The organism is Streptomyces sp. NPDC001515, from assembly GCF_053597115.1.
Genome location: NZ_JBSFHN010000003.1, coordinates 52,576 through 66,950, shown reverse-complemented (window position 1 = coordinate 66,950; position 14,375 = coordinate 52,576). Strand labels below are relative to the sequence as shown.

Genomic DNA, 14,375 nt, shown 5'->3' with positions numbered 1-14,375 from the left:
GCCCAGCCGGATGTCCCCCTGCTTTGGGGCCCTGCTGGCCTCCTGGGCGGGGTGAGGGCAACCCCACCCCGCCCCGGGCGGGGCCTCATCCGTGGGAGGAGCCGGTGGTCACTGTTTCGCGCAGGAGAGAACCGGAGGGAATCGTGAGAGGGATGGGGGAGACGAGGGAGGTGAGAGCGGGGCCGGTTCCGGGGGAATGCGAGAGCTCTCGGGCCGACCGGCCCCGCGGGGGATTGCTCAGCGCTTGAGGATGAACGTGAAGTCTGCGGCGAGCTTGCTGCTCAGCCGGACTGCCGAGACGACGTTTCCCTTGGCGAGCAGGCGCTCGACCTCTGCGCGTGAGAGGGCGCAACCCTGGGCGATGAGCCGGGTCGGACGGATCGGGATCCGCGCGGCGAAGCGCACGGCGACGTCGATCACGGTGCTGTCCAGGTGGTCCGATCCACCGGTGTCGAGCCGCCAGTTGGTGCTCCAGTCGAGCGTGAGGCGGTTGCGGTGCTGGATGAGGGGGTCCTCAAGCAGTTCACGGGTCAGGGCACAGTCGTTGTGGTGGACGCGGTCCAGGAACTCGGGGCGGATGGACCGTATGTGGGTGCGTTCCAGGATGGTGAGCTTCGCGGTCTCACCGCATCCTGTGCAGAGCACGAGAATCCAGACGTCGAGGAGTTTGTGGTTCGCGTTGACGCGGAACTTGCCGTCGGGCCGGAACCGGTCGGAGCCGCATGTGTGGCAGCGGCGGGCGACGAGAGGAAGGCAGGTGGGCGTGACGACCCAGGTGTTGAGCATGTGGATACACCGGTTTCCCGTGAGAAATCCGCAGCGGAAAGGGGCGCGGCGCACGGATACGACGCGCGACGAGTCAGCGCTTGGGAGGTCTCACACGGTGTACAACGGCACGCCTTTGGCTGGACGACGAGTTGGAGAGCACGGTAGCTGCGTGCGCGGTGGGCAGCCACCGGATTCCGGGGCGGCGGACCTTGGGCTTCCCGGGCCCAACACCGCCCGGCGGCGATCCTCGATCCGCGTCTGCCGGGATGCCGGTTCCAACTCCCGGACAGCCGCCCGAACCTGTTGCACGCCTCTGGTCAGGTGCCCGACGCCCGACGCCCGACGCCCGAAGTGCGGCGCCAGAAGTGCGCTGCCGAGCGTCCCGGTGCGCCACGCCCGTGAGCGGTGCCAGGAAGGGCAGACAGGCTCATACAGCAGCAAAAGGGGAGGGCGGATGCCGCATTGTCAGTGCAGGACGGTTTACTGACGGCATGACGACCGCACATCACCTCCGCCTCATCGACGGGATGCGCACCCGAGATTTCCCCGCGGAGCGCGTTCGATCGGGTTCGGGCGTCAGCGGGCCCGGTTACCACACGGCGTTCCTGCACGCCGACGTCGACCACTGGGACGACGACGAAGCCACGAGGTTCGACCACCGTGCGCAGTGCCTGGCCGAGCACGAGGCGCTGATCACCCTGCTGGAGGCGCGGTGGGGCGACCCGCAGAAGGTCAGTCTGTGGAGCACGCAGGAGCGGATGATGGCGGGTGAGGAGATTCCCGACCCGTGGGCGGAGACCGTGGCGGGGTGTGAGTATCTGCGGCTATGGCGTCAGGAGCAGCGCTGGATCGCCCTCGCGCTGTACCTGGAGGAGGACGGACTGGGCTGCGAGCTCGGCGTCGTGGTGACCGAGATCGACCCGCCATGAGGCGCTCGAAGCCATCCGGACGGTGCGGGCGGGCAGAACGGTTGGGCGGGACAGGGGCGTCGTCAGACCGCGGGGCGGAGGAACGAGGGGGCGTGCCGGCTCAGCTGGGTCCCCGGCGCAGGGAACCGGGCCCCGGCACAGGGAGTTCCGCGGCTCCGGGGGCTCCGGGGGCTCCGGGGGCTCCGGGGGCTCCGGTCGCCGCGTCCGAGGCGGGGGCTGTGGTGTCATCCGCACCAGCAGGGTCCGCGAGAGCCGCGCGGAGGCGGGCGTACTCCTCGGCCATGGAGTCGAGGGTCCAGTGGGCGTTCAGGCCGCTGGGGTTGGGCAGGACCCAGACCTGGGCGCCGCCGATGGTGCGGTCCTGGCGTCCGATCCGCGCCGTGCGTGCGCCGAAGGCCGTTCGGTAGGCCGTGATGCCGACGACGGCCAGCAGGCGGGGGTGGAGCCTCTCCACCTTGGCCGTGAGGATGCGGCCGCCGGCGCGGAACTCCTCGGCGGAGAGTTCGTCGGCTCGGGCGGTGGCACGGGCGACGACGTTCGTGATGCCGAGACCGTAGTGCAGCAGCTCCGACTGCTCGCTGGGTTTCAGCTGCCTCGGGGTGAACCCCGACCGGTGGAGCACGGGCCAGAAACGGTTGCCGGGGAACGCGAAGTGGTGGCCCGTGGCGGCTGTGGTGAGGCTCGGGTTGATGCCGCAGAACAGGACACGCAGACCGCCCGTGACCACATCGGGGACGATGCGGTCACGGGCGGCCCGGAGTTCCTCGGGTGTCATCGGCCGGACGCGCCGGGGGTCAGAGGATCGACCCGGGCGTGTAGCCGGCAGCCTCGGGGTGCTGCTTGGTGATCTCCTCGATCCGGGCGACGAGGGTCGTGACCTGGTCGCCGGCGGCACCGGTGAACGAGAGCTTGTCGGCCATCAGCTCGTCGAGCTGGGCGCGGTCGAGCGGAATGCGCTCGTCGGCGGCCAGCTTGTCCAGCAGCTCGTTGCGCTCCGTACCCTGCTCGCGCATGGCCAGCGCGGAGGCGACGGCGTTCTCCTTGATGGCCTCGTGGGCGACCTCACGGCCGACGCCGGCGCGGACGGCGCCCATGAGCACCTTGGTGGTGGCGAGGAACGGCAGGTAGCGGTCCAGCTCGCGGGCGACGACCGCCGGGAAGGCGCCGAATTCGTCGAGGACCGTCAGGAAGGTCTCCAGCAGGCCGTCGAAGGCGAAGAACGCGTCGGGCAGCGCGACGCGGCGCACCACGGAGCAGGAGACGTCGCCCTCGTTCCACTGGTCGCCCGCGAGCTCGCCCGTCATCGAGGCGTAGCCCCGCAGGATGACCATCAGGCCGTTCACGCGCTCGCAGGAGCGGGTGTTCATCTTGTGCGGCATCGCGGACGAGCCGACCTGGCCGGGCTTGAAGCCCTCCGTGACCAGCTCGTGGCCCGCCATCAGCCGGATGGTCTTGGCGACCGAGGACGGTGCGGCGGCCAGCTGCACCAGGGCCGTCACCACGTCGTAGTCGAGGGAGCGCGGGTAGACCTGGCCGACCGAGGTGAAGGCGTGGGCGAAGCCCAGGTGCCGCGCGATGCGCTGCTCCAGCTCCGCCAGCTTCGCGGCGTCGCCGCCGAGCAGGTCGAGCATGTCCTGGGCCGTGCCGACCGGACCCTTGATCCCGCGCAGCGGGTAGCGGTCCAGCAGGTCCTCCAGCCGCCCGTAGGCGACCAGCAGCTCGTCGGCCGCCGTGGCGAAGCGCTTGCCGAGCGTGGTGGCCTGCGCGGCGACGTTGTGGGAGCGTCCGGCCATGACCAGCTCGCCGTACTCGCCCGCGAGCCGGCCCAGCCGTGCCAGGACGGCGACGGTGCGGTCGCGCATGAGTTCCAGGGACAGCCGGATCTGGAGCTGCTCGACGTTCTCCGTCAGGTCGCGGGACGTCATGCCCTTGTGGACCTGCTCATGGCCGGCGAGGGCGTTGAACTCCTCGATGCGGGCCTTGACGTCGTGCCGGGTCACCTTCTCGCGCTCGGCGATCGAGACCAGGTCGACCTGGTCGAGCACGCGCTCGTAGTCGGCGAGAGCGGCATCCGGCACCTCGATCCCGAGGTCCTTCTGGGCGCGCAGCACCGCCAGCCAGAGCCGGCGTTCCAGCTTCACCTTGTGCTCGGGGGACCAGAGGACGGCCAGCTCCGTGGAGGCGTAGCGGCCGGCAAGGACATTGGGGATGCGAGGCTTCGCAGACACAGCAGTCACGTGTCCAGAGCTTACCTGGCGGCCCGGGTGCTCCGTGGCGCGGACAGGGGCCGTAAGGCCCAGGTCAGAGCGGCGCGGGCGCCCGTCTCATCTGCTGGACGGTGCGCGCCGGGGCGCGCGGCCGGCCGAGGTCCGCGGCGGCGGCCTGCGGCAGCCGCTCAGAAGTCGGCGTCCGCCCTGAGCCATCCCGTCACCGGCCCGGGGTTTCCCGCGTCGGCAGGGGTCACCCAGAAGGCGCGTCCCAGTTCGGCGTTGAACTGCGCCCCCGCCCGGCCGTCGCCCGACGAGCGGCCGGTCAGACGCCGGCCGATCCACGGCAGGAGGTGCCGGCGGGCGAACCGCACGTCCTCCACGCGCCGAGCGGCCCAGCGCGGCGGGGCCGACGGGGGCAGCGGCGTCCGCCAGTCGCTCTCCGCGGGGAGCCCCAGCTGCTGCCAGACGGCCTCGGCGACCCGGCGGTGGCCCTCGGCGGTGAGGTGGAGCCGGTCGACGTCCCACATCCTGGGGTCGGCCAGCGACGGAGCGCCGTACAGATCGACGACCTCCGCGCCGTGCCGCGCCGCCAGATCGTCCACCAGGGAGAACAGGTCCTCCATGCGCGGCCGGAACCTCTCCAGCACCGGTCCGTTGCGTCCCGGGCTGCGCATCAGCACCAGCTTCTTGCACGAGGGCGCCAGGCGTTCCACGGCTTCCTCCAGCCGTCCCCGGACCATGCCCATGTCGCACTTGGGGCGCAGGGTGTCGTTGAGACCGCCGACCAGGGTCACCACGTCCGGCCGCAGCGCGGCCGCCGCGTCGACCTGCTCGTCCACGATCTGGCCGATGAGCTTGCCGCGCACCGCGAGATTGGCGTAGCGGAAGCCGGGGGTGCGGGCCGCGAGACGGGCGGCGAGGACATCGGCCCAGCCCCGGTACGAGCCGTCGGGCAGCAGGTCGGACATGCCCTCGGTGAACGAGTCGCCGACCGCGACAAGACTGGTGTATTCGGCATTCAATTCCATGGCGCCGCCGATCGTATCGCGGTGGGGGCGGCCTCTGCCGTGGTCCGCTGTGCGCCCCCCGGAAGCACGGGGCCGTCGGCCGCGACCGCCGTGGTCTGCCCCCACCGCGAGCGCGGACGCGCCCGGCCCCGGGCGGGAATCCCACCCCGGGGCCGGGCACCGGTCAGCGCGCCTGCGGCCGTCCGACCAGTTCCCTGAGGACGTCCTCCATGGTCACCATGCCGGCCAGCCGGTCGTCCTCGTCCAGGACCGCCGCCAGGTGCGTTCGGCTGCGCCGGAGGGCGGTGAGCACGTCGTCCAGCGGCGTCGCCGCGCGGACCCGGGCGATGGGCCGCATCGCCGTCACCGGGAAGGGCATGTCCCGGGGGGTGACGTCGAGGGCGTCCTTCACATGGAGGTAGCCCAGGATGCGCTGCTCGCTGTCCATCACCGGGAAACGGGAGAACCCGGTCTGCGACGACAGCCGCTCCAGCTCCTCCGGGGTCGTCCCGACCCGCGTGTACATGACCCGGTCCACCGGCAGCACCACGTCCCGCACCGGCCTGCGGCCCAGCTCCAGCGCGTGGTGCAGCCGCTCGGCGGCACGGTCGTCGACGAGTCCCGCGTCGCCCGCGTCCTTGACCAGACGGGCCAGCTCGTCGTCGGAGAACGTGGCCGAGACCTCGTCCTTGGTCTCCACGCGCAACAGCTTCAGCAGCGCGTTGGCGAAGGCGTTGATCGCGAAGATCACCGGACGCAGGGCCCGTGCCAGCGTGACCAGGGGCGGACCGAGGAGCAGCGCGGTCCGCACCGGTTCGGCCAGCGCGATGTTCTTCGGCACCATCTCGCCCAGCAGCATGTGCAGATACGTCGCCACCGTCAGGGCGATCACGAACGAGATCGGATGGACCAGCCCGTGCGGCACGCCCACGGCGTCGAAGACCGGCTCCAGCAGGTGCGCGATGGCGGGCTCGGCGACGATACCCAGCACCAGGGTGCACAGGGTGATGCCGAGCTGAGCCGCGGCGAGCAGGGCCGACACGTGCTCCAGGCCCCAGATCACGCTCCGGGCCCGCCGGTTCCCCTGTTCGGCCTGCGGTTCGATCTGGCTGCGCCGGACCGAGATGAGCGCGAATTCCGCGCCCACGAAGAACGCGTTCACCACGAGGGTCAGCAGACCGATGAACAGCTGTACGGCGGTCATCGCTCGTCCTCCGCGGAGTCGTCGGCACCCGGCAGCGGGGCGTGCAGCAGCACCCGTGCCGCGCGGCGCCCGGCGGCGTCCACGACGTCCACGCGCCAGCCGGCCAGCTCGATGGTGTCGCCCACGGCGGGGATGCGGCCCACCGATGTGGCGACCAGCCCGGCCAGGGTCTCGTAGGGTCCGTCCGGCACCCGCAGACCGATCCTCTCCAGCTGGTCCGTGCGGGCGGCGCCGTCGGCCGACCACAGGGTCCTGCCGTCCGCGTCCTCGCCCGCCGGGGCGAGGTCCGGCGTCTCGTGCGGATCGTGCTCGTCGCGCACTTCGCCGACGACCTCCTCGACGATGTCCTCCAGGGTCACGACGCCCGCCGTGCCGCCGTACTCGTCGATGACGACCGCCATCGCGAGCTTGCCGGACAGCCGGTCCAGCAGCCGGTCGACGGTCAGGGTCTCGGGAACGAGCAGCGGTTCGCGCAGCATCTCGGAGACGCGGGTGCGCGGGCGGCGCTCGGCGGGGATCGCCAGGACGTCCTTGATGTGGGCGACGCCGACGACGGTGTCCAGGCTGCCCCGGTACACCGGGAAACGGGACAGTCCGGTCGCGCGGGTGGCGTTGGCGACGTCCTCGGCGGTGGCCCGGACGTCCAGGGCGGTGACCTGGACGCGCGGGGTCATGACGTTCTCCGCGGTCAGCTCCGCCAGATTGAGGGTGCGGACGAACAGCTCCGCGGTGTCGGCCTCCAGGGCGCCCTCCTTGGCGGAGTGGCGGGCCAGAGCGACCAGCTCCTGCGGGCTGCGGGCCGAGGCCAGCTCCTCCGCCGGTTCGAGCCCGAACCGGCGCACGATCCGGTTGGCCGTGTTGTTGAGGTGGCTGATGAAGGGCCGGAACACCGCCGTGAAGGCCCGCTGCGGGGTCGCCACCGCCTTGGCGACGGCGAGCGGCGAGGAGATCGCCCAGTTCTTCGGGACCAGCTCGCCGACGACCATCAGGAACACCGTGGACAGGGCCGTTCCGATGACCAGAGCCAGGGAGGAGGCCACGCTCGGGGAGAGTCCGACGGCTTCGACGGGGCCCCGGATGAGTTTGGCGATCGAGGGTTCGGAGAGCATGCCGACGACCAGATTGGTGACGGTGATGCCCAGCTGGGCGCCGGAGAGCTGGAACGTCAGGCTGCGTACGGCCTTCATGGCGCCGGGCGCGCCGCGCTCCCCCCGCTCCACGGCCCGCTCCAGCTGTCCGCGTTCGACCGTGGTCAGCGAGAATTCGGCCGCGACGAAGGCGCCGCAGGCCAGGGAGAGCAGGACCGCCACGAGGAGCAGAAGCACTTCGGTCATCGGTTCACCTCCGTCCCATGATCGGGCAGGGGCAGGAGGATCGCGCGGTGTCGGCGATATCGGCTACTCGGAGGCTCGCCCATCGGCGGACGCTCACACCTTTCGTAAGGATCGGCAGTGGAGCATCCATAGTAAAGGATCGGCAAAGTTGCGTGGTGGGCGTGGGGCGCACGCTCACGCGCGTGCGCCCCACGCGGCCGGGAGGCGAGGTGCCCGGAGGGGCTAGAGCGATTTCACCCAGCGCCGCCACCGGTCCTGGCGCTCGTAGCCGCTCGCCGCCCAGGTGTGGTGCGCCCGCTCGTTGACCTCCAGGACCATGGCGTCGACCCGGCGTCCGCCGAGCGCGGAGAAACGCTTCTCCACCGCGTCCAGCAATGCGGTGGCGATTCCCTGCCGCCGGAACCCCGGATGCACGGCCAGGCGGTACACCGAACAGCGCCACCCGTCGAAGCCCGCTATGACGCTGCCCACGAGCACACCGTCGCGCTCGGCGAGCAGCAGCGCCTCGGGGTCGCGTTCGATCAGCCGGGTGACCCCGTCGTGGTCGTCGCTGACACTCGTGCCCTCCGCCGCCTCGCGCCAGAAGCGCAGGACGGCGTCGATGTCGGAGAAGGCGGCAGGGCGGATGCGGAGATCGTTCATGCGGCGAGCCAAGCAGACGCCCGCCCCCCGGCGCGAAGGATTTCAGGATGCGGTCGCGCGCGGGACACCGCCCGCCGCCCGACCCGGGACCACGGGCAGCGACTCGACGCCGTACACGATCGACAGCTTCCGGAAGGCGAGGTCCTGCGGGCGGACCGCGAGCCGCATCGCCGGAAAGCGCCGCGCCAGGGCGGGAAAGGCCACGCGCAGTTCCATCCGGGCCAGTTCGGCGCCGATGCAGCGGTGGATGCCGTGACCGAAGGCGAGATGCCCGGCCGGTGTCGTGCGCCCCGGAGCGAATCCCCCGTCGTCCGAGACGTACGCGGGATCGCGGTTGGCGCCGCTCAGCGAGCAGAGCACCATGTCGCCGGCCGGAATGGTCACCCCGGCTATCTCTATGTCGCGGCGGGCGAACCGGGGGAAGGCCGTCTGGACCGCCGAGACGTAGCGCAGCACCTCCTCCACGAACGGCGCGGCGGCCGCGTCGTCCGTACGCAGCCGCTCCGCGACCTCGGGATCGCGCAGCAGGACGAGGGCACCCAGCGCGATCGTGCTGGCCGTCGTCTCGAAACCGCCGGTGAGCACCCCGTCGGCCAGACCCGCCAGCTCCTCGTCGTCGACGCTGTCCCCGTGCTCCCGCACGATCATGCCGAGCAGGCCGTCGCCGGGGCTGCGCCGCTGAGCCCGCACGACCCCGCGGAAGTAGTCGAGCGACGCGGACATGGCACCGAACGGGGCGCTCGTCCCGCCGAACAGGTCGAAGCGGTCCATCGCCAGCCGCTGGAAGTCCTCCCGGTCCCCGTACGGCACGCCGAGGAGCTCGCAGATGGTCAGCGAGGGCACGGGCAGGGCGAAGGCGTGCACCAGGTCGACCGGGCCGGGGGCCGCCGCCATCGCGTCCAGCCGCTCCTCGACGATCGCCTCGATCCGGGGCGTCAGCCGGCGCAGCCGGCGCATGGTGAACTCCGGGGTGAGGATGCGCCGCAGCCGTGTGTGCACCGGCGGGTCGCTGAAACCGAGGCCACCGGGGCTCTGCTCGGCGCCTATTCCGGCGTTGCCCGCGAGATGCGCGAAATCGGTGCTGAAGCCGTCGGCGGAGCCGAGCACGGCCTTCGACTCCTCGTACCCGGTGACCACCCAGGCGTCCATGCCGAAGGGCAGGGCGACCCGGCTCACCGGCGCCTTCGCCCGGGTGGCGGCCACCCGGCGCACCGGATCGAGGCCGTCCCGGCGCAGCAGCATGAGCAGGTCCTCGGGCAGCAGCCGGACCGTGGAGGAGCCGAGTCCGTGCCGCTGGATCCTGGCCAGATAGGTGCGCCCGAGCCGGGCGGTGATGCGGGAACGGAACGTCGTACTCAATGTGCACCCCATGGGTCGTCGCGAGAACCGGTCGAATGGCGGGCCGTTGCCGCCGGAACATGGCCTGACGCGCCCACCACGGCTGCCAGGCCAGGAATTATGACCAGGTTTCCGGCGCTCCGGAGGACCGGGTCCGGGATCCGGCACCCGCGTCCCGGTCCCCTTGCCGGTGCTAGCGGACCCGCGCTAGCGTGAGCGGGTGCCCAAGACGCAGCTGAACGTTCGAGTGGACGAGGCAACCGCCGAGGCCGCGCGGCAACGCGCGCTCCAGAGGGGGATGAGCGTGAACCGCTACATAGAGGAACTGGTCATGCGGGACGCGGGCGAGGTGGGCCACACCTTCGTCGAAGCCGCGGCCGACTTCATGAAGCAGTACGCCTCGGTGTTCGCCGAGGAGTTCGGCCCGGAGCGCAAAGGCACCCGTTGAACCTGCGGATCCACCTCTCCTGGCTGCTCATGGTCGCCGAACACCACACGCCCGGCGATCCGCAGGTGACCGACTGGGGCGCACTCGTGGCTGCGGTCGCGCGCCACGAAGCGGAGATCTTCGGCAGCCCGGTCTACAGCGACCCGCATTCCCGGGCCGCTTCCCTGCTGCAACTGCTGCTCCACGTCCCCGCGCTGGAGCGTTCGAACGCGATGTTCGCCTCCGCCGTCGCCTACGCCTATCTCGTCGCCTCCGGGCTGAAGCTCGTCACCTCGCCGGAACAGGTGCGCGATCTGGCGCTGCTGGTCAAGGAGGGCAAGGCGGACGTGCGGGCCATCGCCGACGAGCTGCGCCAGTGGAGCCTGTGACCGGCGACGGGGCGGGCCGAGGACCGACCGGCGCGGCCCGTCCCACGGTTCAGCCGAGCCCGGACCGTCCCCGGTCCACCACGGCCGGCCTCCGGGCCACACCCAGGACACACGAGGACGTGGGGAGCGGGACACCGCGCTCCGGGAGGCGGACACGCCGGTAGGCCACCATCTCGAACCCCGCCTCCTCGATCGCGGCGAGCGTGTCCCGCGAGGTGTGGCAGCCCCCGGCCAGCAGGGGCCAGACCGTCCGGTCCAGGGCCCGCTGCGTCGCCGCCATGGCCCGGCCCTCGGCCCGTACGTGCTCGAAGAACCGCAGTTCCCCACCCGGCCGCAGCACCCGCCCGATCTCCGCGAGCGACCGCCGCACCTCGCGTACGGTGCACAGCACCAGGGAGGCGACCGCCCCGTCGAATGCCTCGCTCTTCACCGGAAGCGCCTCCGCCGTGCCCGGCACCACGTCCACCGGAACACCGGAGCGCAGCGCCGCCCGGACCGCCAACTGACGCAGCGTGCGCTCCGGTTCAATGGCCACCACCTCCGCGACGGCCGGCGGGTAGTGCGCGAAGTTCAGCCCGTTGCCCGCGCCGATCTCGATCACCCGCCCCGACATCCCGGTCAGCAGCTCGGACCGGAGGGCCGCCAGACCCGCGGCGGATTCCGCCGCCACGCTCAGCCGGGCGTAGCAGCGGGCGAACACGGGATGGTGGACCGCGTCCCTCGGAATCTTCGTGCTGCGCAGTCGCATGACGGACCTCCTCGACGGGCACCGGCCGGCGCGGGCCGGGCGGCGTACCGCGCGCCCCGTACGGCCGGAAAGGTTCGGCTACCTCGATTCTGCCCCGTTCGCACGGCCCCGTCCTGCGCCGCGCACCATCGGTTCGCGTTCTACTCCGGGGCCCGGCTTCCGCCCAGCCGCGCGTCCAGCCAACTCGGGGCCCGGACCCGGAAGTCCGCCGGGGCCAGCGCCCCCGCACCCGCGGGCACCGCGCCCAGCAGCGGCGCTCCCGCCGCCACGGGGAGGTCCGCCACATTGCAGCGCTCCGCCAGACCGGGCGTCCCGGGCATGCTGCCGATCACCACGCCCGCGCACTCCAGTGCCCGCGCGCGCAGCGCCTCCGCCGTCAGCGCCGTGGAGTTGAGGGTGCCGAGCCCGGCCGGGGCCACCACCAGCACGGGCGCCCCCAGCAGCCGGGCGGCGTCGGCGAGCGTGGCGCCCTCGTCGTCGAAGCGCACCAGCAGCCCGCCGGCGCCCTCGATGAGCACCAGGTCGTGATCGGTCGCCAGTTTCCCGGCCGCCTCGGCGACCTCGTACGGGCGGACCGGACGCATCGCGGCGCGGCGAGCCGCCGTGGCCGGGGCCAACGGTTCGGGAAAACGGGCCAGTTCGACCGGGGTGACATGGGCCCCGGCCAGCCGGGCCACCTCGGCCGCGTCCCCGGGTTCACCCGGCTCCACACCCGTCTGGGCCGGTTTGAGCACCGCCACCCGGCGGCCCGCCGAGGCGGCCGCCACGGCGGCCGTCACGATCGTCTTGCCGATCTCGGTGCCGGTGCCCGTCACCACGAGCAGATTCATCTCAGCCCTCCCGGGCGGCGGCGCACACGGCGCGGCCGATCATCGCCAGATCGTCGTCGCCCGTCACATAGGGCGGCATGGTGTACACGAGATCGCGGAACGGCCGCAGCCACACGCCCTCGCGCACCGCCGCCCGCGTGGCCGCCGCCATGTCCACCTCGTGGTCGAGCTGGACGACGCCGATGGCGCCCAGCACCCGCACGTCGCGGACCCCGGGCAGCTCCGCCGCCGGTGCCAGACCCTCCCGCAGACCGGCACCGATCCGCTTGACCTCCCGCTCCCAGTCCTGGCCGAGCAGGAGATCGATGGAGGCGCAGGCGACCGCCGCCGCGAGGGGGTTCCCCATGAACGTCGGACCGTGCGCCAGCACCGGCACCTCGCCGCGCGAGATGCCCTCGGCCACCCCGCTCGTGCACAGCGTCGCCGCCATCGTCAGATATCCGCCGGTCAGCGCCTTGCCGACACACATCACATCGGGGGAGACCCCGGCGTGCTCCGCGGCGAACAGCGTGCCCGTACGCCCGAAGCCCGTGGCGATCTCGTCGAACACCAGCAGGACGTCGTGCGCGTCGCACGCCTCGCGCAGCACCCTCAGAAGAGCGGGGGAGTGGAACCGCATCCCGCCCGCGCCCTGGACCACCGGCTCCACGATCACCGCCGCCACCTCATGGGCGTGACGTGCGATCAGTTCCCGCAGATGCGCCTCGTAGGCGGCATCCGGTTCCGCGTCGAAGCCCGCCGGGGGCTCGTCGGCGAAGATCTGCCGGGGCAGCGCGCCCGACCACAACTCGTGCATCCCGCCCTCGGGATCGCACACCGACATCGGCTGCCAGGTGTCCCCGTGGTAGCCGCCGCGCCAGGTCAGCAGCCGCTTCTTGGCCGGCTGCCCGGCCGAGCGCCAGTACTGGAGGCACATCTTGACGGCCACCTCGACCGCGACCGAACCGGAGTCGGCGAGGAAGACGTGGCGCAGCGGCTCCGGGGTGATCTCGACGAGCCGGGCGGCCAGCCGCACGGCGGGCTCGTGCGTGAGCCCGCCGAACATCACATGGCTCATCCGGCCCAGCTGATCGCGTGCCGCCTCGTTGAGCGCGGGGTGGTTGTAGCCGTGCACGGCCGACCACCAGGACGACATGCCGTCGACCAGTTCGTGCCGCCCGTGCGCGGGTTCCGCGAGCCGGAGCCGGACCCCGGACGCGGACTCCACGACCAGCGGCTCCTGCCGTCCGGGCATCGGACCGTACGGATGCCACACATGGGAGCGGTCCAGCTCCCGCAGCGCGGCGGGGGAGAGCGGCTCAGGCATTGGGAGCGAGGTCCGTGCCCGCGCCGCGGCGCCGGACCGCCACCAGATCGGTGCGGGCCCCGGGCACGTCCGGCCGCTCCTCGGCGGTGGTCTCCTCGCCGGCCGGTGCCGCGTCCCCGCACGGTGCGCAGCCACCGCCGGAGTGACCGCCGCATCCCGCCGCCGCGTCGGCGCGGTGCGCGGGGAGCGTCGTGGTGCCCGCCCCCTCCACCTCGAAACCGGCGTCCGCGATCATGTCGAGGTCGGCCTGCCCGGCCTGGCCCTCACTGGTCAGATAGTCGCCCAGGAAGATCGAGTTGACCAGGTGCAGGGCGAGCGGCTGCATCGAGCGCAGATGCACCTCGCGCCCCCCGGCCAGCCGCACCTCGACGTCGGGGCAGACGAACCGCACCATGGCCAGGATCCGCAGGCAGCGCTGCGGCGTCAGGTTCCACTCCTTGGCGAGCGGCGTCCCCTCGAACGGGATGAGGAAGTTGACCGGCACCGAGTCGGGGTCGAGCGCGCGCAGCGAGAAGACGACGTCCACGAGGTCGGCGTCGCTCTCGCCCATGCCGGCGATCAACCCGGAACAGGCCGAGAGCCCGGCGGCCTGAGCCTGGTGGACCGTGTCCACCCGGTCCTGGTACGTGTGCGTCGTGGTGATCTCCCCGTACGTCCCCTCGGACGTGTTGAGGTTGTGGTTGTACGCGTCGGCGCCCGCCGACCGCAGCCGTTCGGCCTGGCCGTCGGAGAGCAGTCCGAGGCACGCGCACACCTCGACGCCCTCGTTCTGCTCCTTGATGGCCTCGATGGTCTCCGAGACCCGGTCGACGTCACGGTCGGTCGGCCCCCGGCCGCTGGCGACCAGGCAGACGCGCTTGGCCCCGCCGGCCACGCCCGCGGCGGCCGCCTTCGACGCCTCGTCCGGCTTCAGCCAGGTGTACTTGAGGATCCCGGCCGTCGATCCCAGCCGCTGGGAGCAGTACGAGCAGTCCTCGGGACAGAGCCCGGACTTGAGATTGACCAGGTAGTTGAGCTTCACCCGCCGCCCGAACCACTGGCGGCGCACCTTTCCGGCCGCGGCCACCACATCGAGCAGTTCGTCGTCCGGGGTCGCCAGTACGGCGAGCGCTTCTTCACGGGTCGGCAGCTCGCGCCGCAGCCCCTTGTCCACCAGCGTGTTCAGGAGGTCCATGGCGACGATCCTGGCGTACGGCACCGTCCCGAGCCAAGGAGGAACCGGACAACAGAGCCCGATGCGGGT

General features: G+C 72.1%; 14 protein-coding genes and 1 pseudogene. 3 read left to right on the top strand and 12 right to left on the bottom strand.

Annotation, left to right across the window (positions count from 1 at the left end):
* Positions 1–237: 237 nt before the first annotated feature.
* Positions 238–786: a DUF1062 domain-containing protein gene (locus ACWCXC_RS05395; protein WP_450886739.1), complete on the bottom strand. Its 549-nt coding sequence runs from the start codon at positions 784–786 to the stop codon at positions 238–240.
* A gap of 473 nt (positions 787–1,259) precedes the next feature.
* Between ACWCXC_RS05395 and ACWCXC_RS05390 the strand changes: the two genes are divergently transcribed.
* Positions 1,260–1,697, top strand: a complete 438-nt coding sequence (locus ACWCXC_RS05390) for a hypothetical protein (protein ID WP_450680050.1) — start codon at positions 1,260–1,262, stop codon at positions 1,695–1,697.
* Positions 1,698–1,929: 232 nt separating this feature from the next.
* On the opposite strand, the pseudogene mug reads toward ACWCXC_RS05390, so the two are convergent.
* The 7 genes and pseudogenes from mug to ACWCXC_RS05355 all read right to left on the bottom strand — a co-directional run.
* A pseudogene (gene mug, locus ACWCXC_RS05385) lies at positions 1,930–2,472 on the bottom strand (G/U mismatch-specific DNA glycosylase); the annotation flags it as partial.
* 19 nt (positions 2,473–2,491) lie between these two features.
* Complete coding sequence (gene purB / locus ACWCXC_RS05380) at positions 2,492–3,934, bottom strand: adenylosuccinate lyase (protein WP_450680051.1); 1,443 nt, start codon at positions 3,932–3,934, stop codon at positions 2,492–2,494.
* A 158-nt stretch (positions 3,935–4,092) separates the two neighbouring features.
* Positions 4,093–4,935 carry an SGNH/GDSL hydrolase family protein gene (locus ACWCXC_RS05375; RefSeq protein ID WP_450886736.1) on the bottom strand — a complete coding sequence of 281 codons (843 nt, stop codon included), beginning with the start codon at positions 4,933–4,935 and terminating at the stop codon, positions 4,093–4,095.
* Between the two features lie 163 nt (positions 4,936–5,098).
* Positions 5,099–6,118 (bottom strand): hemolysin family protein, encoded by a 1,020-nt coding sequence (locus ACWCXC_RS05370; protein ID WP_450886734.1) that lies wholly within the window; start codon positions 6,116–6,118, stop codon positions 5,099–5,101.
* The gene (locus ACWCXC_RS05365) at positions 6,115–7,452 is read right to left on the bottom strand and encodes a hemolysin family protein (protein WP_450886730.1); all 1,338 of its coding nucleotides are present in this window, start codon (positions 7,450–7,452) and stop codon (positions 6,115–6,117) included. The genes ACWCXC_RS05370 and ACWCXC_RS05365 overlap by 4 nt, the downstream gene beginning before the upstream one ends.
* A 222-nt stretch (positions 7,453–7,674) precedes the next feature.
* The gene (locus ACWCXC_RS05360) at positions 7,675–8,094 is read right to left on the bottom strand and encodes a GNAT family N-acetyltransferase (RefSeq protein WP_450680055.1); all 420 of its coding nucleotides are present in this window, start codon (positions 8,092–8,094) and stop codon (positions 7,675–7,677) included.
* A gap of 42 nt (positions 8,095–8,136) precedes the next feature.
* Entirely contained in the window at positions 8,137–9,465 is a 1,329-nt protein-coding gene (locus ACWCXC_RS05355; RefSeq protein ID WP_450886727.1) for a cytochrome P450, read from the bottom strand.
* A 187-nt stretch (positions 9,466–9,652) separates the two neighbouring features.
* On the opposite strand from ACWCXC_RS05355, the gene ACWCXC_RS05350 reads away from it, so the two are divergent.
* Both ACWCXC_RS05350 and ACWCXC_RS05345 read left to right on the top strand, forming a co-directional pair.
* Positions 9,653–9,880, top strand: a complete 228-nt coding sequence (locus tag ACWCXC_RS05350) for an antitoxin (RefSeq protein WP_450680057.1) — start codon at positions 9,653–9,655, stop codon at positions 9,878–9,880.
* Positions 9,877–10,248, top strand: a complete 372-nt coding sequence (locus ACWCXC_RS05345) for a fic family toxin-antitoxin system, toxin component (protein ID WP_450680058.1) — start codon at positions 9,877–9,879, stop codon at positions 10,246–10,248. Before ACWCXC_RS05350 ends, ACWCXC_RS05345 begins: the two co-directional genes overlap by 4 nt.
* 49 nt (positions 10,249–10,297) lie before the next feature.
* Here ACWCXC_RS05345 and ACWCXC_RS05340 read toward each other — a convergent pair whose 3' ends face one another.
* The 4 genes from ACWCXC_RS05340 to bioB all read right to left on the bottom strand — a co-directional run bounded on the left by ACWCXC_RS05340 (position 10,298) and on the right by bioB (position 14,306).
* Positions 10,298–10,996: a class I SAM-dependent methyltransferase gene (locus ACWCXC_RS05340; RefSeq protein ID WP_450680059.1), complete on the bottom strand. Its 699-nt coding sequence runs from the start codon at positions 10,994–10,996 to the stop codon at positions 10,298–10,300.
* A gap of 140 nt (positions 10,997–11,136) precedes the next feature.
* Complete coding sequence (bioD, locus tag ACWCXC_RS05335; RefSeq protein WP_450886724.1) at positions 11,137–11,826, bottom strand: dethiobiotin synthase; 690 nt, start codon at positions 11,824–11,826, stop codon at positions 11,137–11,139.
* Between the two features lies 1 nt (position 11,827).
* Positions 11,828–13,132 carry an adenosylmethionine--8-amino-7-oxononanoate transaminase gene (locus ACWCXC_RS05330; protein ID WP_450886722.1) on the bottom strand — a complete coding sequence of 435 codons (1,305 nt, stop codon included), beginning with the start codon at positions 13,130–13,132 and terminating at the stop codon, positions 11,828–11,830.
* Positions 13,125–14,306, bottom strand: a complete 1,182-nt coding sequence (bioB, locus tag ACWCXC_RS05325) for a biotin synthase BioB (RefSeq protein ID WP_450886720.1) — start codon at positions 14,304–14,306, stop codon at positions 13,125–13,127. The genes ACWCXC_RS05330 and bioB overlap by 8 nt, the downstream gene beginning before the upstream one ends.
* Positions 14,307–14,375 lie beyond the last annotated feature (69 nt).